The sequence below is a fragment of the Alphaproteobacteria bacterium genome (assembly GCA_040218575.1).
Lineage (GTDB): Bacteria > Pseudomonadota > Alphaproteobacteria > JAVJRE01 > JAVJRE01 > JAVJRE01.
The window spans coordinates 486,842-509,745 of sequence record JAVJRE010000007.1; the positions used below are offsets into that span (position 1 = coordinate 486,842).

Genomic DNA, 22,904 nt, shown 5'->3' on the forward strand with positions numbered 1-22,904 from the left:
TAGCCATGGCGGCCGGTTGCGCAAGCCCGTCCGGGCTTTGGGCCAAAACCCAAGAGGCGCCGCCGCCCGCCGCCGGCCTCCCCGTCGATACGCGTGCCGCTCCCCGGTCGGCCACAGACCCGGCACCGGGACGCATGGCGCGCATATCCTGCGGCGCGTCCACCGGGCCCGCCTAGCTGTGGTCGCGCGGCACCCTTACATGCCAGGTCCGGGCCCAGACCCGGTGCCCGCCCTCATAGGCGTCGAGCCGGGCGGTGATCACATAGTCCGTTTGCGTCACCGTCATGTGGGTGTGAGTCTCGCTGCGGATACGCCAGTCGCCCCGCTGCAGCCCAAGGCTGTAGGTGATCTCGGCCTCGGCCGAAAGCGGGTCACCCTCGGTGACGGCATAGCGTTCGCGGCCCGCGCCCTCATAGAGAATATCCGGTTCGCTCAGGTAGATGCGGCCACGGTCCTTGATTGCCTCGACGACGATCTGACCGGTCTCCACATCGTGGTGCACCATGCGTGACCGGCTGTAGGGTCTGTCCTGACGGTGGCTCATCGGTGCGGCGTAGACCGCCGGCGCGAATTCCGCCAGGTCTTCGTCTTCCGGCCGCGGCGGTCGCACCGGCAGCGCCAGGGACGACGTGCCGGCATGCACCGTCAGCCTGACCGGCTCCGGCGACGGCCAGACCAGCGGCCAGTGACTGGTGGATATGGCCACACGCAACCGGGTGCCCGCCGGAATCATCTGGCCGAGATCGTTCAGCCTGACCTGCACGCTTTCACGGCGGCCCGGTGTCATCGGCTCTGGCGCGGCGTGGCTTTTGCGATGGCTGAGGTTGAGCAGGCCATAGGTCAGACGGCGCGACACACCATCGGGAAAGACCGCGTTCAGGCGCACGGAAACAAAGGCCTGCGGCCGATCCACCGACAGGTCCAGCGTCACCACCGGCTGGCCCAGCAGCGCCATGTCCGCCTCCAGCGGCGGCGTGTCAAAGGTCAGGGACTGGCCGTCCTCCGCCCGCTGGTCGGCCGGATGCTCGGCCGCGTGGCCATAGGGGCACCATTCGCCCTGCCCCATCCCCACCGTCTGCGGCGACACCGTCGTCAGTGCGGCATCGGTCGTCGCCTGCCGCGCCAGGATGCGGTCGCCCAGCACATAGGTCTGCGGCGCAATGCGTGCCGTCGGCCAGGTCTCCTCCGCCACCCAGCGGCCGGGCAGTTCGGCATATTGCGGCGCCGGCGGCGTCAGGTCGTGAAGCCAGGCGCGCAGCATGGGCTCGTCCATCATGCCGCTGTCTTCGTCCTTCAGCCAATGGTCCCACCAGCGGGTGAAGTCCTGCAGACCGCCAATGGCCGGTCCCGGCCGGCCGTTCCACGGATAATTGTGGCCCCACGGCCCGATAAGGCCCTTGCGCGGCACCGACAGTCCCGCCAGCAGGCGGGGAATGGCGTTGGAGTAGCCGTCCGACCAGCCACCCACCGCATAGACCGCACAGCGGATTGCGGCGAAGTCCTCGCACACGCTGCCATGGGTCCAGTGGGCGTCGCGCCGCTGATGGCTGGTCCATTCCAGGATCCACGGCGCATTCTTTTCCAGCCGTTCGATCCACATGTCGCGCCAGCGCTCGCCCACCACCGCCGGGTCCGGCGGCCGGGAGTTAAAGCCGAACATGGTGGATGCCCAGTTGAGTTGTTCGGTGATGTGACAGCCGCCCATGTAGTGAATGTCATCGGCATAGCGGTCGTCGGTCGAACAGCAGGTAATGATCGCCTTGAGCGCCGGTGGGTTAAGCGCTGCCACCTGCAAGGCGTTGAAGCCGCCCCACGAAATACCCATCATGCCGACGCTGCCGCTGCACCACGGCTGCTTCGCCAGCCAGGCGATCACATCGGCACCGTCCTGCAACTCGCGGGCCAGATACTCGTCATACATAATGCCGTCGGAATCGCCGCTGCCCCGGCAATCCACCCGCACCGACGCATAGCCCTGACCGGCGAACCACGGATGATGGCGCGAATCCCCCAGCGCCGTGAAATCGTGCCGGCGGTAGGGGACATACTCCAGGATTGCCGGCACCGGCCGGCTGTCGGAGTCTTTTGGCCGCCATATGGTTGCCGCCAGCCGGGCCCCGTCAGGCATCTCAATCCACACCGGATCGTGCTTCTCAATGGCGTTGGGAAAGGCGTCCCAGGCGATCTCGTTCATCGCTCACCTGTCAGATGTTGCTGCGGTGCAGAAACGAAAAGGGCGGCGACCACCGTTGCCGGTAGCCACCGCCCAATTCACATAAAGCGCCTGTGCCGTTCAGTCAGATCACAACCGACCGCACGTGCATTTAGCCTTCGTAGGTCATCTGGGTGAAGTCGTAGACGCCACGCGGATTGACCACGTTGCCGACAAAGTCACGCCAGATGGCGATCGGCGGCTCGTGGGTGATCCATACATAGGCGCCGGTGTCCTCCATGATGTCGCCCATGCGCAGATAAATCTCGTTGCGCTTGGCGATATTGGATTCCTCGATGCCTTGCTGATAGAGCTCGTCGAACTCGGGAATCACCCAGCGCTCCCAGTTCCACACACCCACCTGGTCCTTAACGAACCACTGGAAGTGGTCAAACGGGTCCGGCGAACCGCCGTAGCGCATGATCCACAGTTGCAGATCCTTGTAGGCGTCGCCCTTGGCCTGCTGGCCCAGCTCCCAGAACGGGCCGCCATCGAGCGGAATCACTTCCACCTCGATGCCCACCTCGCCCAACTGCTGCTGGATGATCTGGGCCGCGGTCACGTTTTTCTGCTGGTTCAGCACCTGCAGGGTCAGTTTGAGACCGCTGACACCGGCTTCGTCCAAAAGCGCGCGGGCCGCGTCCGGATCATAGCTGTAGTTGGACTGGTTGCGCTTGCCGATCAGTCCCGGCGGCACGATGCCGTAAGACCGCGGCGCCAGGCCGGAATAGGCCGCCTGGAGGATCGGCTCCACGTCCACCGCTCGCTGGATCGCCTTGCGTACCCGGATGTCCTGAAGCAGCGGGTGCTCCGTGTTCATGCCCATCCAGGTGTAGCGCAGGCCGCCCACCGCCTTCATGACGGAATTGGCCGGCAGATTGTCCTTCCAGCGCTCGGCCGTCGTTGTCGTCACTTCGCTGATGTCAACCTCGCCGGCTTCGTAGGCCAGTTCGGCGGAGTTGTCGTCCTCCACCAGCACATAGTCCACATTGGCCCAGTCCGGCGGTGTGCCGATCCAGTTGGGGTTGCGGCTGTAGAACAGCCGCTCGTTAGGCGTCCACTTCACCTGGTATGGACCAAGCTGCGCCGGGATTTCCGTGGTGAACTGGCCACCGACAGCTTCCGTCGCCTCCTTGTTGGTAATGGCGCCTACCGAGGCCAGGGCCACAAGCCAGACCGGCGCGAAGGGGAAGGCCATCTTGATGATGCCGTTATACTTGTCGATCACCTCAACATGGCTGATCGACTCCCACTTGCCTGACCACTCGGAGTCCTTCAGACGCTCGATGGAGTATTTGACGTCTTCCGACGTCAGCTCGCCGAAGCCGTCCGACCACATATGGCCGGGCCGCAGGGTGAAGGCGATGGACAGATCGTCGGTCTGCTCCAGCTTGGTGACGAAATCCGTCGGCTCCCAGCCCCATTCGTCGCCCGCCCGCATCAAGGCCAGGCGGGGCAATACGGCCCACTGGGTAATCTGCTCGGCGCCGCCCACCATATAGCCGGGGTCCAGCACCTGAATGTCGCGCGCCAGGCGCACCGTCACTGTCTTGTCGGTCTGCGCTGCAAGCGCCGTTCCGGCCTTCAGCCCTGTCGCCGATACGACCGCCGCCGCCGCGCCGGCCGCTGCCGTTCCGGCAACGAAACCGCGCCGCGAAACCTTGAAATCTGTCATGGGGTCCCTCCCAGTTCCATGTCGCCGCCCCCGCGGCTCCGCAAAGTCTAGTCTAACCGCGGGCTGGCACAAGGGCGATCACCAGACGCCAGCCGATTCGCGGCCTCGCCCGCCCGGTGCCTGCCCCGCCGTGGCCCGATCCGGCTCTCCGTCTGCGTGAAGCCGGCTTGTGCCGGGCCGCAAATCACGCACACTGCTTTGTGAGCGCCACAGGGGTGAGCGCCACAGGGGTGAGCGCCACAGGGGTGAGCGCCACGGGGGGTGAGCGCCACGGGGGGGTGAGCGCCACGGGGGTGAGCGCCACGGGGGGCATCATGACGGCAACAATCCGCAGCGACTTTCCCTACGCCGTGCGGGTTATCGAGGACATGTGGGTGGCCATGCCCGACGGCGCCCGCCTGGCCGCCCGTGTGTGGATGCCGCAGGGCGCGGACACGACACCGCTGCCCGCCCTGCTGGACTATCTGCCCTATCGCCGGCGTGACAATTCCCGCATCCGCGACGACGCCATGTTCGGCTATCTCGCCGGCCATGGTTATGTCTGCGTCCGGCTTGACATCCGCGGCACCGGCGATTCCGATGGCCTGTTCGATGATGAATATTCGCCGCAGGAGCTGCAGGACGGGGTGGACGCGGTGGCGTGGATCGCCGCCCAGCCGTGGTGCAGTGGCCGTGTCGGCATGCTGGGCATTTCCTGGGGCGGCTTCAATTCCCTGCAGATTGCGGCGCTCCGGCCGCCGGCCTTGAAAGCGATCATTACCTGCTGTTCGACCGACGACCGCTACGCCGACGACATCCACTACATGGGCGGCAGCCTCCTGATCGACAATTTCTCCTGGGCCGCGACCATGTTCGCCAGGCTCACCGTGGCGCCGGATCCGGCCATCGTCGGCGACGGCTGGCGCCGTATGTGGCTGGAGCGGTTGGAGAACCACCGGCCGCCGCTCAATACCTGGCTGGCCCACCAGCGCCGTGACGACTTCTGGCGCCACGGCAGCGTCGGCGAAGACCATGGCGCCATTCAGTGCCCGGTCATGGCGCTGGGCGGCTGGGCGGATTCCTACACCAACGCCATTCCCCGCCTGATGGCCGGCCTGACGGTGCCACGCCAGGCGATCATCGGCGCCTGGTCGCACAAGTGGGGCTTCGACGGCGGGCCGGGGCCCACTGTGGGCATGCTTCAGGAAATGCTGCGCTGGTGGGACCACTGGTTGAAGGACGTGGACACCGGCATCACCGATGAACCCATGTTGCGCGCCTGGATGCAGGAAAGCGTGCCGCCCGCCGCCGGCTACGCCCTCCGCCCCGGCCGCTGGATCGCCGAGCCGGTGTGGCCGCCGGCGGACGGCATCACCGTGCGCGAGCTGGCGCTCAATCATGACGGCATGGCCGAAAGCCGCGGCCAGACCGTGCCGCTGGACGTAGCCTCACCACAGGATACCGGCCAGGCCTGCGGCGAATGGTGCGCCCACGACACGGGCACCGATCTGCCGACCGACCAGCGGCTGGACGATGCCTTCTCGCTCACCTTCGATTCCGAGCCGCTGGAAGAGACCATAGAAATGCTCGGCGCGCCGGTGGTGACCCTGGAGCTGGCCAGCGACCGGCCGGTCGCCCTCGTCGCCGTGCGGCTCAACGATGTGCGACCAGACGGCACCGTCGCCCGTATCAGTTTCGGCATTCTCAACCTGACCCACCGCCACGGCCATGACCGGGTCGTGCCCATGGTGCCGGGGGAGCGCACAAGCGTTCGGGTGCAGCTCAACGACATCGGCCAGCAGGTGCCGAAGGGCCACCGGCTGCGCGTCGCCATATCCACCGCCTACTGGCCTATGGTCTGGCCCTCGCCGGAGCCGGTGCGCCTGACCGTCTTTGCCGGCGCCAGCGCCGTGCACCTGCCGCTGCGCGCGCCCCGCCCGGAGGATGCGCGCATCTCCTTCCGGCCGCCTGAAACAGCCCCGCCGGCCCGCACCACAGTGCTCGAACCATCCACCGAGACCCAGACTGTCACCCGTGACGTGGCCAGTGGCGAGCTCCGCAGCCTCATCACCTTCAACCAGGGCCTGGTGCGGCTGGAGGACACCGGCAATGCGCTGGGCGCCTGGCGCAGTGAGGACATGCGCATCTGCCCCGACGATCCCCTGTCGGCCCGGGGTGAAATCAACTACGACTTTTCGCTTGGCAAGGGCGACTGGCAGACGCGCGTACATACACGCTCGCGCATTGCCTCGGACCACACCCATTTCATTCTGAGCAACGACATTGAAGCCTATGAAGGCGACACGCGGATCTTCGCCCGCACCTTTGACACACGAATTCCCCGCGACGGCAACTGAGCGCACAGCCATGAGCAAACTACACAGCGAAAGGGAGGGCCGCATGGCGCTCAAGATTCAGACGGACTTTCCGCACAAGGTTGTGGAGATCGAGAACTTCTGGCTGACGCTGGCCGACGGCACGAAACTGGCGGCCCGCGCCTGGATGCCGGACGATGCAGAGCGCAATCCCGTGCCGGTGGTTCTGCAATACATGCCCTACCGCAAGCGCGACTTCACCGCCGTCCGCGATGAGACCATGCACAAGTATTTCGCCGGCCATGGCTATGCCGCGGTCAGGGTGGACCAGCGCGGTTCGGGCGATTCCGAAGGCCTGATGTTCGACGAATATGACATTCCGGAAATCAAGGACGGCGCAGAAGTTATCGAACTTCTGGCCCGCATGCCCTGGTGCTCCGGAAACGTCGGGATGCTGGGCAATTCGTGGAGCGGATTCAACGCGCTACAGGTGGCGACCGAGGCTCCGCCGTCGCTCAAGGCGATCATCACAAGCTGTTCCACCGATGATCGCTATTCCGACGACATGCACTATATGGGCGGCTGCCTGCTGACCGACATCATGGACTGGGGCACCGTCTTCTTCGGCAATTTTCCGCGCCCGCCCGACGGCAAGATCGTCGGCCAGCGCTGGCGCCAGATGTGGCAGGAGCGCCTCGATAACATGCCGTTTTCCATCGAAACCTGGCTGCGTCATCAGCGGCGCGACGACTATTGGAAGCCGGGATCGGCGTGCGAGGACTACAGCCGCATCAAATGCGCGGTCTATGCCTGCGCCGGCTGGCTCGACGGCTACTCCAACACCGTCGCCCGCCTGTTGCAGAATCTCGACGTGCCGCGTCTGGGGCTGGTGGGCCCGTGGAAGCACGCCTTCCCTCATGTGGGCTTCCCCGATCCGGCCTACAACTGGCTGGCCGAGGCGGTGGGCTGGTGGGATCACTGGCTCAAAAGCGTGGACAACGGAATCATGAACCTGCCCATGTACCGCGCCTACATGCAGGAAGACCTGCCCCTGACCGCGCGCTATGACTATGTGCCCGGTCGCTGGGTGACAGAACCGTCCTGGCCCTCGCCCCATATCAAGGCGACTCCACTGCACCTGGCGCCCGGTCGTCTCGACGGGGCGCAGGGTGAAAAGGCCATTGTCACGGTCCGCACGCCCCAGACCAACGGGCTCGCCGGCGGCGAATGGTGCCCCGGCGGTACCGGCGGTACCGGCGCGGAGTTCGCCACCGACCAGCGTGAGGATGACGGCAAGTCGGTGGTCTTCGACTCGCCGGTTCTCGACCAGCGCACAGAGATCCTGGGGGCACCGGTGATCGAGCTGACGCTCGCCAGCGACAAGCCCCAGGCCAACCTCATCGCCCGCCTGTGCGACGTGGCGCCGGACGGCGCCTCGGCGCGGGTCAGCTATGGCGTGCTGAACCTGACCCATCGCGAAAGCCATGAGCATCCGCGGCCGCTGGAACCGGGCCGCAAGGTGCGCGTACGGCTGCAACTCAACGACTGCGCCCACGCTTTCCGCCAGGGCCATCGCATGCGCCTGGCCCTGTCCACCACCTACTGGCCGCTGGTCTGGCCATCGCCGGAAGCGGCGACCCTGACGGTGGACACGGCCGACGCGGTGCTGACCTTGCCGCAGCGCGCGCCGCGTCCCGACGCCGACTGGCAGCAGCCCAATTCCGAGCCCGAGGGCGCCTCACCGCCGCCGGTCACCTGGCTGCGGCCGGAAAGCTATGCGCGCATCATCCACACCGACGCGGCGACCCAGACCACCGACGTGATCAACCGGGTGGATGCCGGCCATTACCGCATCGACACTCATGGCATGACCGTCGGCGGCACCAAGGACGAGACCGCGCGCATCCGCGAAGGCGATCCCACCAGCGCCGAGATGATCGAGTATCGTACCCAGGACATGGGTCGTACGGACTCGCCCATCCATTTCGATTTGAAGACGCGGCTGACCTGCGACACGGCGCACTTCTTCCTCGAAGGCACCTGCGACACCTATGAAAAGGACAAACGCATCCACTCCAAGGTGTGGAACCTGACCATTCCCCGCGACCATGTGTGACGATCTCTACAGGCGCTGGGGACTGCGCCGGCTGCTCAACGCCAGCGGCACCCTGACCATCAACACCGCCTCGCCGGTGCCGCCGGCGCTGCGTCAGGTGGCCGACTGGGCGCTTGCCCGCAGCTTCGTCCTGGCCGAGCTGCACGAACGGGCGGGCCCGGTCATCGCCCGTGCCACCGGTGCGGAAAGTGGCTGCATCACCGCCTGCTCCGCCGCCGGCATCACCCTGGCCGTGGCCGCCTGCATGGCCGGCGCAGACGAAGCCAGAGTGCGGCAGTTGCCGGATACAGGCGGCATGAAGAACGAGATCGTCCTGATGACCGGCCACTTCGTCAGCTATGGCCAGGAGGTGACCCAGGCGGTGCGGCTGGCCGGGGGTACGGTGGTCGCCGCCGGTACGCCGGCCCGGAGCCTGCGCCCGGTCTCCGGTGCATCGTGCAACGCCAGCCACCTGGAATCAGTCATCACCGAGCAGACTGCCGCGGGCCTGTTCGTCGCCTCGTGGCACAGCCAGCAGGACGGGCTGCTGGACCTGCCCACCTTTGCCGCTATCTGCCATGGCCGTGGTGTGCCGGTCGTCGTCGATGCGGCGGCCGAGGCAGACCTCCACCGCTTTCACCGCGATGGCGCCGATCTGGTCATCCAGAGCGGCCATAAGTTCCTCGCCGCCCCCACCTCCGGCGTGGTGTCCGGGCGGGCGGACCTGATCCGCGCCGTGCTCGCCCACCAGGCCGCCGGCATCGGTCGTGCCATGAAGGTAGGCAAGGAGGGGATTCTCGGGGCACTTGCCGCACTGGAACGCTGGCAGACCCAGGATACGGCCGCCGTGCGCCAGACCCTGCTGGACCGGTTGGCCATCGCCGAGCAGGCTTTCGCCGGCCGGCCCGGCGTTACGACGCGGGTCGGCGCCGACCCGACCGGCAATCCCTGGCCTGATCTGGAAGTCCACTTCGATCAGGCGGCCACCGGCGTCGACGCCCGCGCCCTGGCGGCCGCGCTCTATGCCGGCGATCCGGCGGTCGCCGTGCGCGCCATGCCAACCGCGGGTAACTATCTGTTCATCGATCCTCGTGCGCTCAACGATGATGAAATGGCGGAGATGTGCGCCATCATCCTGCGTAGGGTTGAAACCATGGGCGCAAGCGATACGGCGGCGGGACGGGCCGTCGCCGGCTGATCGCGGTGACCGTTCCCATTCGCCGGATCATGCCCGACGAACGGGACAGTCTGGCGGTATTGCGCGGCAATCTGTGGCCCCATACGCCAGCGGCTCACCAGAGCGAGCTGGACCGCCTGTTCGCCGACCCCGGCTTCGCTGCGTTCGTCGCAGAACGCCACGGCCGGCCGGTCGCCTTCGCCGAAGTGCGCCGCCGCGCCTATGTGCCGGGTGCCGCGGCACCCGACACCGCCTTCCTCGAAGGCATCTGGGTCGCACCCGACCACCGGCGGCAGGGCATCGCCACGGCGCTGCTGCACCGGGTCGCGGCGTGGGCCCGCCAGCAGGGATGCGAGGACTTGGGCTCCGACGCCCTGCTGGACAACACCGTCAGCCATGCCTGGCATCACAGCATGGGCTTCAGCGAGGTAGAGCGGACCGTCAGCTACATCCGTCGCCTGGCCGACTGAACGGGCCTACCACGACCGGCCGGATCGGGTGCGGGGGCAAGACCCGCCGCCGTTGCTGTGGAACACTGCCGGCCGCGCCGCTCCCGGCTCTCCTTTCGCACATCCATCCACAGGCACCATGTCCCAGACCTCTCCCGGCCAGCCCGCTGCATTGTCGCCCGCCGCCACCGCGGCGCAGGTCCATGCGCCGCTCAGCGTCGGCCAGTTCGTCGCCGTCATGGCCGCCCTGATGGCGCTCAACGCCCTGGCCATCGACATCATGCTGCCGGCCCTGCCGCACTTCCGGCAAGCCTTCGCTCTGGCCGATGCAAACGCGGCGCAGACGGTGATCACCGCCTACCTGGTGGGGTTTGGTGTTGGCCAGGTGTTCATGGGCGTGCTGTCAGACCGCTTTGGCCGGCGACCGATTCTGCTGGCCGGCCTGCTGGTCTATGGCCTGGCGGCGATTGCCTCCGCCGTTTCGACGGACATGACGGCGCTGCTGGTGGCGCGCTTCATTCAGGGGCTCGGCTCCGCCGCGCCGCGTGTCGTCGGTGTCGCTGCCGTCCGCGACTGCTATGGCGGGCGGCAGATGGCCCGCGTCATGTCACTGGTGATGATGGTCTTCATGGCCATGCCCATACTGGCGCCATCCATCGGTCAGTTGATTCTTCTGGCCGCCCCCTGGCAGGCGATCTTTGCCGTCCTGGCGGTCTATGCGGCGGTCATGTTCGTTGTCTGCTGGCGATGGCTGCCGGAAACCCTGCGGCCGGAGTGGCGGCGGGCCATTCGCCCGGGGCCGATCCTGCAGGCAGGCCGCTCCATTTTCGGCTCACGTCAGACCGTCGGCTACACCCTGGCCAGCGGCGCTTTCTTCGGCGCGCTCCTGGGCTTCGTCAATTCGGCGCAACAGCTTCTGGGCCAGGTGTTCGGCCTCGGCGACTGGTTTCCGCTGGCCTTTGCGGTGCTGGCCGGAGGTATCGCCGTGTCCTCCTTCATCAACGCTCTATTGGTGGAGCGCATGGGCATGCGCTCCCTGAGCCACGGGGCGACCCTCACCTTTCTGGCGGTCGCCCTGACCATGCTGGCCCTCGCCCTGACCGGCTGGCTGACAGTGTGGACCTTCATGCCTCTGCAGGTCATGGCCATGCTGCTGGCGGGTCTGGTGTTCGCCAATTTCAACGCGCTGGCCATGGAGCCGCAGCAAAAGGTTGCCGGCATCGCCTCGTCGCTGATCGGCGCCGTGACCATCCTGATCGGCGCCGGCGGCGGTTTTCTCATCGGCCAGGCTTTCGACGGCTCGGCGACGCCGCTGGCCCTCGGCTTTACGGTGTCGGCCAGCGCCACGCTGATCGTCCTGCTGGTCACCGAGCGCGGGCGTCTGTGCCGCTCCGCGCCCGTCACCGATTGACCGGCGTCATCCGGCCGCTTGCGAGCGCAGCAGACCAGCCAGGCGGTTGTCATCATCGCCGGTCCGCTGCATCTCGCGGCGCAGACCGGCCAGCAGTTCCGCCAGGCGCCCGGCGCATTCCTCGCGCCGCGCCAGGTTGTTCATCTCGAACGGATCACGCGGCAGGTCATACAGTTCGATGAAGCCATCATCCTGCACCACCAGCTTCCAACCGTCGGCCAGATAGGCCCGCTGCACGATAAGCTCATGCAGCCCGTAGTGCTCCAGCATCAGTCCCTGCCGCGTTTGGCTGGCCGGCTGGTTCAGCCCGGGCACCAGGCTGACCCCGTCGAACGGCTGATCGCTGGCATCGCCGGCCAGGCCACACAGCTCCAGCAAAGTGGGCGCGAGGTCGATATTGGCCGCCAGCGACTGGCTGACCCGCCCCGCCGGCAGGCCCGGACCGGCCATGACCAGCGGCACCCGCAGGGTCTCCTCCACCAGCAGCCCGCCCTTATTGGCGACACCGCCATTGGAGCCCACCGCATCGCCATGATCGGCGGAGAACACGACAATGGTATTGTCGCGAAGGCCGAGCTCCTCCAGCATTGTCAGCACGCTGGCCAGCGCCGCCTCCACCAGGGCGGCCTGCTCCAGACTGCGGGCGGTCATATGCCGCCAGCCCGCTTCGTCCAGACCCAGGGTCCGGGCCCAGCCATCGCGATAGGCACGGTGATGGGCCGGCCGCTCGCGCAGGTCCGCATGGAAGCCCGCGCCCAGTGCAAAGCCGCTGTTTGCCACGGTGTCCCGGAAGGGCGGCGCGACCATATAGGGCGGGTGCGGTCCCCATGGGTCCACCCGCAGAAAAAAAGGCTCGCCGGCCACCGTCTTCAGCCATTCGCCGGCCAGCCGGGCGACGAAAAAGGCCTCGTGGGTTTCGGCCGGGCCGTGCAGCAGCGCGGTGCCTGCTTCGAAATCAAACCAGCTCGCGGCGTCGCGCAACGCGACCCTCTCCCCGGCCGGCCGGCCGGACTCGCCCGGCATCTCGATTTCCACCACCGGTGGCGGCAGCCGCCACCGCTTCAGATAATCGCCATAGGCATCGGCCCCGTAGGGATAGCCATAGCCCGGTAGGGAAAACCCTTCGAAGCCGAAGTCAGCCGCCGATTGCGTCGGATGCAGGTGCCACTTGCCGAACCAGCCGCAGCGATAGCCCGCCGCCGCGAAAGGCTGATGAACCAGCCAGTCGCCATGGTCCAGTCCCGGCCGGCCGCCGAAACGACCTTCATTCTCGGTCAGGCCGTGATTGTGCGGATAAAGCCCCGTCAACATGCTGGCCCGCGACGGCGTACAGATGGGCAGGACCGTATAGGCGTTGGTGAAGGTCACCCCATGGTCCGCCAGGCCTGACTGCACCGCAAAGGACCGGGCCATGGCCGGGCGGTTGCCCAGCGCCTGATGATCGCTCACCAGCCACACCACATTGGGCGGCGCTACCATGGTACAGACCTCATGGTTCAGATCTCATGGTTCAGCCAGCCTGATTCACGCGCTCCAGATAGGCCCGGTGGTCCATGGCCTGGCCGGTCATTTGCGGCACGGCGCCCTTGATCTGCCCCAGAATCTGTTCGGCCAGCGGCCAGGCCCCGTGAAAGTCCATCTCGCGCTGCGCCACTTCCGGACTCAACACGCCGACCCCCTGCCCCACATAGAAGTCCTGGGCGTGACCGAAGATCTGCATGTGCGCCCATTCGTCGCCCGGCTGTGGCATCCGTTGACGCCACAGGTCCATCTTCTCCGCCAGGCTGTCCGGCACCTTGATCTCGGCGTTGACCGCTTGCCAGAACGGCGTGTCATTGCGCGGCGTGCGGTAGTGCAGGGCGATGAAATCGCGGATGCCGTCACAGACCTCGGCGATCTGAGCATTGTATTTGCGCTTGACCGGTGAGTCGTCGCTCAGCCCCTCGACCAGAACTGAGCTGAGCGACAGACTCTGGGCGATGGAGATACCGATGCTTGTCGCCTCCAGCGGCTCGGTAAAGTTGGAGGACAGGCCGATGGCGACGCAGTTCCTGACCCACATGTTGCGCAGCCGGCCGGTGGTGAAGCGGATGTGCCGCACCGGCTCGATCTCGTGCCCCAGCAGAGCCTCCACTTCCTTCTGCGCCTCTTCCGCCGTGGTGAAGGCATCGCAGAACACATAGCCCTGGCTGATCCGGTGCTGCAGCGGGATCTCCCACATCCAGCCGGCTTTCATGGCGGTGGCGCCGGTATAGCTGCGGATGGGGTCCGTGTCCTTGCGCTTGACCGGGAAGGGAATGGCCGAATTGACCGGCAGGAACGGCGTGTAATCAATCCACGGCTCGCCCATGGCCTCACCCACCAGCAGGCGGCGGAATCCGGAACAGTCCACGAAGAAATCCGCTGTCTCGATGCGGCCGTCCTCCAGCACCAGGCTGGCCACATTGCCGCTTTCGTCCTTCCGGACCTCGACGACCTTGCCCTCGATGCGCTTGACGCCTTCGGCCTGCGCCCGCTTCGACAGCCAGGCGCCAACCGAATGGCCGTCGAAGTGATAAGAATAGGTGCCGAGCCGCTCCACCTCATTACCCTTCTGCAGCATCGGCGCCTTGTTCTGGCGCAGCAGGTGGGGATGAAAACCCAGCGCCAGTCCCAGATCCTCGCCCCGCGCCACACAGGCGGCGCGCAGATAGTCGAAATGCACCGGCGACCCCGGCGGCAGGCCGTCGAAGTTCACGCTCTCAAAGGGGTTGGTATAGACCTTGTCCTTCTGCCAGCCCTGGAACAGCACCGACAGTTTAAAGGTGGCGCCGGTCTCGCGCAGGAAGGAGTCTTCGTCGCCGATGAACTCGTCAAGAAAGCGTCGCAGAATGGGGGTCGAGCCTTCGCCGGTGCCAATGATGCCGATGGCTTCCGATTCCAGCAAAGCCACTTCCGCACCGGCGCCGGCGCGACGCATGCACTCATTCAGACAGGTGGCGGCAATCCAGCCCGCCGTGCCGCCGCCGACCACAAGTATGCGATTGAGTTTCAGTGCCACATGATCCCCCTGACCCGTTCATCCGGGGCACACTATGGAGCGCGGTTCAGCCGGTCAAACCGCGGCCCGCATCAGTTCACCGGATCCAGCGGCCAGATGGGACGCGGCACCCGCTGATACGGCAGGCTGGCATGGTCATAGGTCACCACCCCGCCGGAGTCCGCATAGACAATGCCTTTGGCGATGGGCGCGAAGGCGGCGGAGAAATGGTTGGTCGACTTGACCACCACCACGCGCCGGTCGGCCAGCGTCACTCCCATGCCGGTGAACAGGTCCGGCGAGAAGCCCTGGCAACGGAAGCTGGTGAGCACCACCGCCGGGCCGCCGCCGCTGCCGGCTCCGTCATCCGTCCGGCCGTCCGGCAGTATTTCGACCGCCGCCGCATCGCCCATGGCTACCCGCGCCTTGCCAAAACTCTGCCTGGCGTCGGCCGTGGCGCGGATGACCCGCACCCGGGCGTCCACCGGCTGGCCCGACGCCGCCGCCACCTTGGCGCCGAACCGCAGGGCCAGTTCCGCGCCCTCGCCGGCGGCATGGCACATGGCCACCGCCATCGGATCCCAGATCGGCCCCACCGCCGCATCGGCGATGCCGCGCTCCAGCAGGTGACGCAGCAGCACGGTGGAATCCGACGGCGCGCCGACGCCGGGATTGTCCGTGGGGTCGGCCAGCACCCACGGCCCGCCGCCCGCCGCCAGTGCCTCGTCCACCGCCTGTCCGGCCGCCACCAGCGGCGGCATGGTCTGACCACGCAAGGCAAAGAACCCATGGCCCAGGCGTGTGGCCAGGGCTTCGCCGGCTGGCCGGCTGGCTTCGCCGTCACTCACCACCAGCACCTTGGCGCCGGTCTCCGGCACATCCGCATAGGGGAAGCCATGCGCCAGCGAGACCGAGAGAATCCCTGGCTCACGCTCTGCCGCGAACAGCGATTCGACAAATCCGCGCATGGGCGCACGATTGGTCAGGTGCAGACCGATCATGCGGCAGTCATGCACCGACATGACCGGACGTATCTGGTGGCGGATGGTCCGGAGGCACAAATCCACCACTTCCTCGCCACGTTCGACGAAGTCCGTGTGCGGATACTCCTTGAAAATGACCAGAATATCGGCGGCGTCGGTCATTGCCCGGGTCAGATGGCAATGCAGGTCCAGTTCCGCTGCGATCACCACGTCTGGCCCAACCATGGCACGCATGCGCGCCAGCAGATCGCCCTCACAGTCATCATAGCCGTCCGCCACCATGGCGCCGTGCAGACCCAGCACCACACCATCCACCGGCAGGGCAGCGCTGAGTTCCGCCAGAATCTGGTCGCGCATGGCCTCATAGGCATCGCGCCGCACGACAGCCGAAGGCTCGGCCCAGGCTGAAAGCCCCTCCACCAGATTCCACCCCTCCTGCTGCGCCCGCCGCCGCGCCACCCATAGGGGCGCGGTCATCAGGGTCGGATGGTCGGGATGGCTGCCGCCTTCAAACCACAGCGTATCCCTGAAGCTGTTCAGGTCCGTCGGGATCGGCGAATAGGCATTTGTCTCGGTCGCCAGAGAGGCGGCAAACAGTTTCATGGGAGCGCTCCGTTGGCCAGGCCGACATCATGCGCCGGTCGGTGTCGGCCTCCAAGCGGTCGCGGCCGGCCTTCAGGCCGCCGCCGCCGTCTGCCACACTCACCGGCGGAGCTTGCCGAAGGACCGAGCGGATGGCTGACCATACGACCGCACTGGATGCCATCACCCTGCTGGCGCCGCTCGACGGCGCGGCCCGCGCCCGCCTGGCCGGCCAGTGCGCCTGGCGCGAGGTGGCCCAAGGCGAGACCATTTTCGATCGCGACAGCGGCGGTCACGACGTGCTGTTCATCACGCGGGGCGCGGTCGGCGTGTTCAACTATTCCCGCACCGGCCACGAAGTGGCCTTCGCCACCCTCTCGGCCGGCGACTATCTGGGCGAGCTGTCGGCCATAGACGGCGGTGCACGCTCCGCCGCCATCGTCGCCCTGACCGACTGCCGTCTTGCCATGCTGCCGCGCGCCGCCTTCCGCCGCCTGTTGGCCGACCATCCGGACATGGCCTGGTCCGTGCTGCGCCGTCTCGCCGGCATGGTGCGGGCGCTGGATGACCGGGTCATGGACCTGACCACTCTCTCCGCCCTGCAGCGGGTCTATCGTCAGATACAGCACATGACCCAGGAGGCGGCTGGCAATGCAGCCGGCAATACCGACGGCGACGGCGTACGCATTGAGCGCCTGCCGGCCCATGCCCGCATCGCCAGCCTGGCCGGTACCACGCGCGAAACCGTTGCCCGCGCCCTTTCCCACCTGACCGCCACGGGCATCGCCAGCCGGGCGGGCCGCGGCCTTGTCATTGCCGAGCCGCGGGCGCTTCAATCCCTGATTGACGGTATGTCGGCCCATGACCACGCCGCCTGACCACCCTTAGCGATGCTGCGACCCTGCAGGAGGAACTATGACCGCGCGACCGCCCTTCCACCTGGCCTTCACCGTACGCGACGTGCCGGAAGCGAAGGACTTCTATGTCAATCTGATCGGGTGCACGGCGGGGGCGGAAAGCCCGGACTGGATCGTGCTCGACTTCTTCGGTCACAAGGTATCGGCCTATCGCCATCCCCGGGCCGACCGTCTGGCGGCTGGCCAGCCCATTCACGACGATGACATATCGTCGCGCCATTTCGGTGCCATCCTTGACGAGCCGGCCTTCAACGCCCTGGCTGAACGACTCACCGCCGCCGGCGTGGAGTTCATCACCAGGCCGCAGCGGCTGGATGCCGGCCGCCGTGGCGAGCAACTCATCATGTTCCTGCGTGATCCCAGCGGCAATGCGCTGGAGTTCAACTGCCTCGCTCACGCCGAGACGCTCTTCCACCCTGAATAGGTCTGGCCCCGAATCGGTCCGGCCGGAATAGTTCAGGCAGCGCGTTGAATCGGCTTGAGCCGGAACCAAACCGGGTCCACACTCCCCGTTGAAAACAGGGCTGTGCCTGACCCCTCGCGGGATCCGGCACAGCCCTGTGGTGCGACACCGGCAGCCTTTCAGAACGCTGCTCAATGCTCTTTTTGGGGGGAAGGCGACATGTCGGTTGACATAACGATGGTGGCAAAGAACACGCCCGGCGCCGGGATCAAGGACTATGAGGCGCAGATCGACATGGTGGCGCTGCGCGCCTTCCGTCTCAAGCGGTTGCAGGCGGAGCTACGGCGCCTGGACCTCGGTGGCGCTGTCCTCTACGACCCGATCAATGTGCGCTATGCCACCGGCAGCCGACAGATGGCCGTGTGGTCGCTGCACAATGCCTGCCGCTATGCGTTCGTGCCGGCGGAGGGCAAGCCTGTCCTGTTTGAGTTTGATGCGGTAGGCGCTCTCCAGGCGGCCAGGGCGCTGGAGTCCATCGGCGAGGTGCGGCCGGCCATCATGTGGTTCTATTTTGTCGCCGGCGGCAAGGCAGACGAGCGGGCCGTGCAATGGGCCGACGAGATCGCCGACCTGGTCAAGGAACGCTGCGGCGGCAATCATCGCATCGCCTTCGACCATCTGGACTATAAGGGCGTCGCCCTGCTGCAGGATCGCGGAATAACCGTCACCGATGCCCAGATGCCGGTGGAGCGCGCCCGCGCCGTCAAGGGGCCGGAAGAAATCGCCTGCATGAATGTCTGCATTTCGGTGTGCGAGACCGGCATGGCCCGTATGCACGAGGCGCTGAAGCCCGGCCTTACGGAAAACGCACTGTGGTCCATCCTCCACCAGACCAATATCGAGATGGGCGGCGAGTGGATTGAGACGCGGTTGCTGGCCTCCGGTGGCCGCACCAATCCGTGGTTCCAGGAATGCGGCGAACGGATGATCCGTCCCGGCGACCTGATTGCCTTCGACACCGACCTCATCGGTCCCTTCGGCTATTGCGCCGACATCAGCCGCACGTTCCACTGCGGCCCCGGCAAGCCGAGCGAAGAGCAAAAGACCCTCTACAAGCTGTCGGTCGAACAGATCGAACACAACATGGCGCTGCTCAAGCCCGGCATGTCGTTCCGTGAGCTGGTGGAAAAGAGCTGGCGCATTCCCAATGCCTATGCGGCCAACGCCTACCCGCTCTATCACGGTGTCGGCATGGCCGATGAATGGCCGGCCATCGTTCACCGCGGCGAAATGGACAAGCTGACCGACCCGGACGATGTGATGCTGGAGAACATGACCATCTGCGTTGAAAGCTATATCGGCGCCGATAGCGGCGCAGAGGGCGTCAAGATGGAGCAGCAGGTGCTGATCACCGAGAATGGCTATCAGCTCCTCTCCACCTATCCCTACGACGAGGCGTTGCTGTCCTGACCGGCAGCGGCGCCGTTCCGGTCTACTACAGCAATATGAGCGCACCATGGCGGATACAGCCTTTCCGGTCATAGACCTGACACCCTTCCGCACCGGCGATGAATCCGCCAAGCGGAAAGTGGCTCGTCTCATAGACCAGACGTGCCGCGAAATCGGCTTTCTCGGCGTCGTCGGCCATGGCATTGACGAGGCGCGAATCCAGGCCTGCTACGACTCCGCTCGCGCCTTTTTTGACCGGCCCATGGCGGAGAAGATGGCCATCCGCCAGCCGGCCGCCAACATCGTGCGGGGCTATATTCCGCTCGGCGGCGGCGCTCTGGCCGCGACCGAAGGCGAGGAAACCCCGCCCGACCTCAAGGAGAGCCTGACCATCGGCGCGCTGCAGCCCTACCCGTCCGCGCCGGGGGCTCTGGCGACCCTGCGTTCTCCCAATCTGTGGCCGGAAAAGCCGGCGGCGCTGCGCCCGGCCTGGCAGGCCTATTATCGCGACCTGGAAGAGCTGGGCCGCACCCTCATGCGCGCCTTTGCTCTCGCCCTGGATCTGGAGGAGGATTATTTCCTCTGTCGCATGGATCGTCATTTCAGCATCCTCTCGGCCATCCACTATCCCGACCAGGCCGAAGAGCCCAGACCCGGCCAGCTCCGCGCCGGCGTCCACAGCGACTTCGGCACGCTCACCATTCTCCGTCCCGACGACGCACCGGGCGGGCTGCAGGTGCTGGACAAGACCGGCAAATGGGCCGACGCGCCCCGTCTGCCAGGCGGCTTTATCATCAATATCGGCGATCTGATGGCGCGCTGGACCAATGACCGCTGGGTCTCCACCCTGCACCGGGTGGTCAATCCACCCCGTGACAAGGCGCTGGGCAGTCGCCGTATCTCTCTGGCCTATTTCCAGGAGATCAATCCCGACATCGAAGTGACCGCCTTGCCGACCTGTGTTGATGCGGAGCATCCGGCGCGCTTCGCGCCGGTCACTGCCGGTGCCCACCATATCGACAAGTTCAGCCGCCAGGCGGCGGCAGCGGCAAAGGCACAAGCACAGTCCTGAGCAGCGCCGGAGAGGCCGCCGGCCGTCGCGGTCAGACCGGCGACTTCCCCGAAGACAGCGTCTTGCCCATGCGGACCGTCTTGCCCGCCGTAGCGATCTGCGCCCAGCCGTTGCGTTCGCAGAGCCGGATGGTCTCCGTCATGTCTGCATGGGTATTCAGACGCATTTCGTCATAGCCGTGATCCAGCGCCGCGCGCTCGGGCCCGGCGGACGCTAGCTGCCGGCGCCGGAGTCCCGCAGCCAGCGCACATAATCGGCCATGGCGTCCCGGTGCGGTGTCGGCCGCCAGCCGAACTCGTCTTCCAGACGGGCCCGGCTGCGCACCCGCCAGACTCCGCCGCGCATGTGCAGCGGCTGCACATAGTCGGCCGCCGCCGCCGGCGCTTCACTGATGGCGAAGTCGGGCGCCGCCAGGCGCACGCCCTCGGCCAGATCGCTGATCGTCGCCCGCTCGCCATAGCCGATGTTGTAGGCCGCGTGGCGCGGCGCATCCGCCTCCAGCAGATGAACCATGGCGCGGCCCACGTCCGGCGCGTACAGCCAGTCATAGGATCCTTGCAGGCTGTTGACCCGGAACGCCTGGCCGGCCACTGCCCGGTGCGCCATATGCCAGGGCACCGGATGGACGTTGCGCGCGCCGGTGTCGCGGTCCATGGGCCCATAAATAGCCGACGGCCGCACGCTCAGCGCCGACAGGCCGAACAGGTCGGCAAAGCGCCGCACCAGACGCTCGCCCGTTGCCTTGGAAATATCATAGAGCGCCGCATCCGGCTGCAGCGGCTCGTCCTCCGTGATCGGAGGTTCCGGCGGATCGTCCGGCTGGCCCTGATGGCCATATCCGTATACGCCGGAGCTGAGATAGATAAAGCGTTTGAGGTTGGGCAACTGCCTCGCCCAGTCCAGAGCCCTGACCGTGCCCATGATATTGATGGCCAGGGTCCGTGCCGGATTGTCCTTGTCCGGGTTGACGCTGGGGTCGGGGGCGATGGGGCTGACCGCGGCGCCGTGCACCACCCGGCTCACCACCGCGGGGTCTATTGCGCCAGACCATGCCTGCCAGTCGCCGATATCGGCGGCGATGAAGCGGATGCGGTGACGCACCGGGCGAAAGAACACTTCCGCTGCCTTGTCCGGTGCCGACCGGTCCACCACGATGACCTCGGCCGACGGGTCCTTCTCCAGCCACTGGCGCACCAGATGGCTGAGAACGAAACCGGTGCCGCCGGTGACCACAAGGGTCATGCGCCACCTGCCTGATAGGGATGGGTCGCCATCCAGTGCCGGGCGATCTCCTCCCGCGTGGCGAACCACACGCCGTCGTGCTTCATGGCGTAGTCGAGGAACCGCTCCAGCGCCAGGATGCGGCCGGGACGGCCGACAATGCGCGAGTGCAGGCTGATGGTCATCATCTTCGGCGCCACCTCGCCTTCGCGGTACAGCACATCGAAGCTGTCCTTGAGATAATGCTCGTAGTGGCCCCCATAGGAAAAGCCGTTGGGGTGCACGAACTTGGTATCGTTGTTGTCGAACTGATGGGGCAGCACCAGATGGCCCTTGCCGGCCACCGTCTCCCAGTATGGCAGATCATCCGACAGGGAATCTGAATCGTAGAGAAAGCCGCCTTCCTCCACCACCAGGCGCCGGGTGTTCATGCTCGGCCGGCCGGTGCACCAGCCGACCGGGCGCTTGCCACAGATGCGGGCGATGATATCCACCGCCTTCTCCATGTGCTCACGCTCCAGCGCCTCGTCCATGCCGTGATAGTTGATCCAGCGATACCCGTGGCTCATGACCTCGAACCCGGCCTTGACGGCGGCTTCACCGGCGGCCGGGTTGCGCTCCAGCGCCATGGCCACCGCATAGACCGTCGCCGGCAGTCCGCGGGAGGTCAGCGAGCGCATGATCCGCCAATAGCCGGCCCGGCTGCCATACTCATACATGCTCTCGATATTGACTTCGCGCTGGCCCGGCAGAGGCGTCAGGCCGGCCACTTCCGACAGGATCGACTCCGAGTGGGCATCCCCGTGCAGGATGGAATATTCCGACCCCTCCTCGACAGCGATGACCAGCGAGATGCACACCTTGGCCTGGCCGGGCCACTGGGCGTGGGGCGGCTCGGCGCCATAGCCGATAAGGTCACGCGGATAGCCGTCGTTCATATCTTTCGTCCTCTTGCTTTGGCTTTGGTCAACTGAGCGATGGCGCGGTCCAGCCCGTCACGGCTGGCAGCCAGAGTCCGGGCCAGATCCGCCGCCGGCTGGCCGGCGCGGATCTGGTCGGCCACTTGATCCAGCCGCCGGGCGGTCTGCCGCGCGGTCATGCGGGCATATTCCGGCAACAGCAGCATGTCCGGGTCGGTCGCCTGTAATCCGGCAAGTTCTGTCCTGTCCACCGCCGCCGGATCGGCCGGCACATAGCAGTTGACCAGCGTAATGCGGCCCGGCACACGGCTGATGTCGCGAATCCAGTGGAGGATCGCCGGTCCCTGCATGGCAATGGCAAATCCGGGCCGCACCAGCCCGGTGGACTCCCGGCGTCCCGCGGTCAGCGGCTTGCCGGCGGCGAGACGGGCCAGACCGTCGGCCACGCGGCCGCGCCACACCTGAAAATCATCCGCATGGTCATCTGCCGGTTCGGCAATCGCCAGCATGATGACAAACGGCACGGAGCCCGCATGCCAGCGGTCACGCCCCAGTGCCGCGTCGTCCGGCGCCAGATTGGTGTGGGCGCGGTTGAGCAGCAGTGGGTGCGGCGCCACCGCGCAGTGCAGCATATGCGAGACATGGGCCGTCACCTCCGGCGACGCGCACAGCCCGTCCAGAAAGCGCGAGCGATAAACCCCGCCGCGAATCAGACTCGGCAGGTCCGGCGCCAGTCGCCGCTCCCGGGCGAGACGGCGGATGATCCGTCCGGCTGTCCGCACACCCTCCTCGCTCAGCAGGCGAAAGGGGCCGGCCAGCGCCACCGGGCCCGGAAACCCTTCCGCCTGGCGGCGGCTGTAGCCGATCTCATCCAGCCGGATGCGACGACGGGGCCGGCCCGGCGCCAGGTGCCGCCGGGCGCTGAACCGCACATCGCCCGCCACCGGCGACAGGCCGGCCGGCGGCCGGCCGGCCAGTAACAGAGGGCCGTCGGCGCCGAGCATCGTGACAGTGGGCTGGGGCAT

18 protein-coding genes are annotated in these 22,904 nt (G+C 66.6%); 9 read left to right on the plus strand and 9 right to left on the minus strand.

Annotation, left to right across the window (positions count from 1 at the left end; all coding sequences use genetic code 11):
* Positions 1–172 precede the first annotated feature (172 nt).
* Positions 173–2,194 (minus strand): CocE/NonD family hydrolase, encoded by a 2,022-nt coding sequence (locus tag RIE31_11665; GenBank protein MEQ8641241.1) that lies wholly within the window; start codon positions 2,192–2,194, stop codon positions 173–175.
* Between the two features lie 130 nt (positions 2,195–2,324).
* On the minus strand, positions 2,325–3,887 hold the full coding sequence (locus tag RIE31_11670) for an ABC transporter substrate-binding protein (protein MEQ8641242.1): 1,563 nt from the start codon (positions 3,885–3,887) through the stop codon (positions 2,325–2,327).
* A 314-nt stretch (positions 3,888–4,201) separates the two neighbouring features.
* On the opposite strand from RIE31_11670, the gene RIE31_11675 reads away from it, so the two are divergent.
* The 5 genes from RIE31_11675 (at position 4,202) to RIE31_11695 (ending at position 11,313) form a co-directional block, all read left to right on the plus strand.
* On the plus strand, positions 4,202–6,223 hold the full coding sequence (locus RIE31_11675; GenBank protein MEQ8641243.1) for a CocE/NonD family hydrolase: 2,022 nt from the start codon (positions 4,202–4,204) through the stop codon (positions 6,221–6,223).
* Between the two features lie 10 nt (positions 6,224–6,233).
* Positions 6,234–8,297 carry a CocE/NonD family hydrolase gene (locus RIE31_11680; protein MEQ8641244.1) on the plus strand — a complete coding sequence of 688 codons (2,064 nt, stop codon included), beginning with the start codon at positions 6,234–6,236 and terminating at the stop codon, positions 8,295–8,297.
* On the plus strand, positions 8,290–9,474 hold the full coding sequence (locus RIE31_11685; GenBank protein MEQ8641245.1) for an aminotransferase class V-fold PLP-dependent enzyme: 1,185 nt from the start codon (positions 8,290–8,292) through the stop codon (positions 9,472–9,474). Before RIE31_11680 ends, RIE31_11685 begins: the two co-directional genes overlap by 8 nt.
* A gap of 5 nt (positions 9,475–9,479) precedes the next feature.
* The gene (locus tag RIE31_11690; GenBank protein MEQ8641246.1) at positions 9,480–9,923 is read left to right on the plus strand and encodes a GNAT family N-acetyltransferase; all 444 of its coding nucleotides are present in this window, start codon (positions 9,480–9,482) and stop codon (positions 9,921–9,923) included.
* 118 nt (positions 9,924–10,041) lie between these two features.
* Entirely contained in the window at positions 10,042–11,313 is a 1,272-nt protein-coding gene (locus RIE31_11695; GenBank protein MEQ8641247.1) for a multidrug effflux MFS transporter, read from the plus strand.
* A 6-nt stretch (positions 11,314–11,319) separates the two neighbouring features.
* On the opposite strand, the gene RIE31_11700 is transcribed toward RIE31_11695, so the two are convergent.
* From RIE31_11700 to RIE31_11710, 3 genes are all read right to left on the minus strand, one after another.
* Positions 11,320–12,792 carry a sulfatase-like hydrolase/transferase gene (locus tag RIE31_11700; protein MEQ8641248.1) on the minus strand — a complete coding sequence of 491 codons (1,473 nt, stop codon included), beginning with the start codon at positions 12,790–12,792 and terminating at the stop codon, positions 11,320–11,322.
* Positions 12,793–12,823: 31 nt separating this feature from the next.
* Positions 12,824–14,353 carry a tryptophan 7-halogenase gene (locus tag RIE31_11705; protein ID MEQ8641249.1) on the minus strand — a complete coding sequence of 510 codons (1,530 nt, stop codon included), beginning with the start codon at positions 14,351–14,353 and terminating at the stop codon, positions 12,824–12,826.
* A 71-nt stretch (positions 14,354–14,424) separates the two neighbouring features.
* The gene (locus tag RIE31_11710; GenBank protein MEQ8641250.1) at positions 14,425–15,918 is read right to left on the minus strand and encodes a M81 family metallopeptidase; all 1,494 of its coding nucleotides are present in this window, start codon (positions 15,916–15,918) and stop codon (positions 14,425–14,427) included.
* 131 nt (positions 15,919–16,049) lie between these two features.
* Between RIE31_11710 and RIE31_11715 the strand changes: the two genes are divergently transcribed.
* From RIE31_11715 to RIE31_11730, 4 genes are all read left to right on the plus strand, one after another.
* A complete protein-coding gene (locus RIE31_11715) occupies positions 16,050–16,775 on the plus strand; it encodes a Crp/Fnr family transcriptional regulator (GenBank protein ID MEQ8641251.1) in 726 nt (241 codons plus the stop codon).
* Between the two features lie 37 nt (positions 16,776–16,812).
* Positions 16,813–17,238, plus strand: a complete 426-nt coding sequence (locus RIE31_11720; protein MEQ8641252.1) for a VOC family protein — start codon at positions 16,813–16,815, stop codon at positions 17,236–17,238.
* Between the two features lie 198 nt (positions 17,239–17,436).
* The gene (locus tag RIE31_11725; protein MEQ8641253.1) at positions 17,437–18,687 is read left to right on the plus strand and encodes a Xaa-Pro peptidase family protein; all 1,251 of its coding nucleotides are present in this window, start codon (positions 17,437–17,439) and stop codon (positions 18,685–18,687) included.
* A 46-nt stretch (positions 18,688–18,733) separates the two neighbouring features.
* Positions 18,734–19,738 (plus strand): 2-oxoglutarate and iron-dependent oxygenase domain-containing protein, encoded by a 1,005-nt coding sequence (locus tag RIE31_11730; protein ID MEQ8641254.1) that lies wholly within the window; start codon positions 18,734–18,736, stop codon positions 19,736–19,738.
* A 31-nt stretch (positions 19,739–19,769) separates the two neighbouring features.
* On the opposite strand, the gene RIE31_11735 is transcribed toward RIE31_11730, so the two are convergent.
* The 4 genes from RIE31_11735 to RIE31_11750 are packed head-to-tail and all read right to left on the minus strand — an operon-like array spanning position 19,770 to position 22,904.
* Positions 19,770–19,904, minus strand: coding sequence for a hypothetical protein (locus RIE31_11735; protein ID MEQ8641255.1), 135 nt, complete (start codon positions 19,902–19,904; stop codon positions 19,770–19,772).
* Positions 19,905–19,951: 47 nt separating this feature from the next.
* The gene (locus RIE31_11740; protein MEQ8641256.1) at positions 19,952–20,980 is read right to left on the minus strand and encodes an NAD(P)-dependent oxidoreductase; all 1,029 of its coding nucleotides are present in this window, start codon (positions 20,978–20,980) and stop codon (positions 19,952–19,954) included.
* Positions 20,977–21,897 (minus strand): allantoinase PuuE, encoded by a 921-nt coding sequence (gene puuE, locus RIE31_11745; protein MEQ8641257.1) that lies wholly within the window; start codon positions 21,895–21,897, stop codon positions 20,977–20,979. The genes RIE31_11740 and puuE overlap by 4 nt, the downstream gene beginning before the upstream one ends.
* Positions 21,894–22,904, minus strand: coding sequence for a hypothetical protein (locus RIE31_11750; GenBank protein ID MEQ8641258.1), 1,011 nt, complete (start codon positions 22,902–22,904; stop codon positions 21,894–21,896). Before RIE31_11750 ends, puuE begins: the two co-directional genes overlap by 4 nt.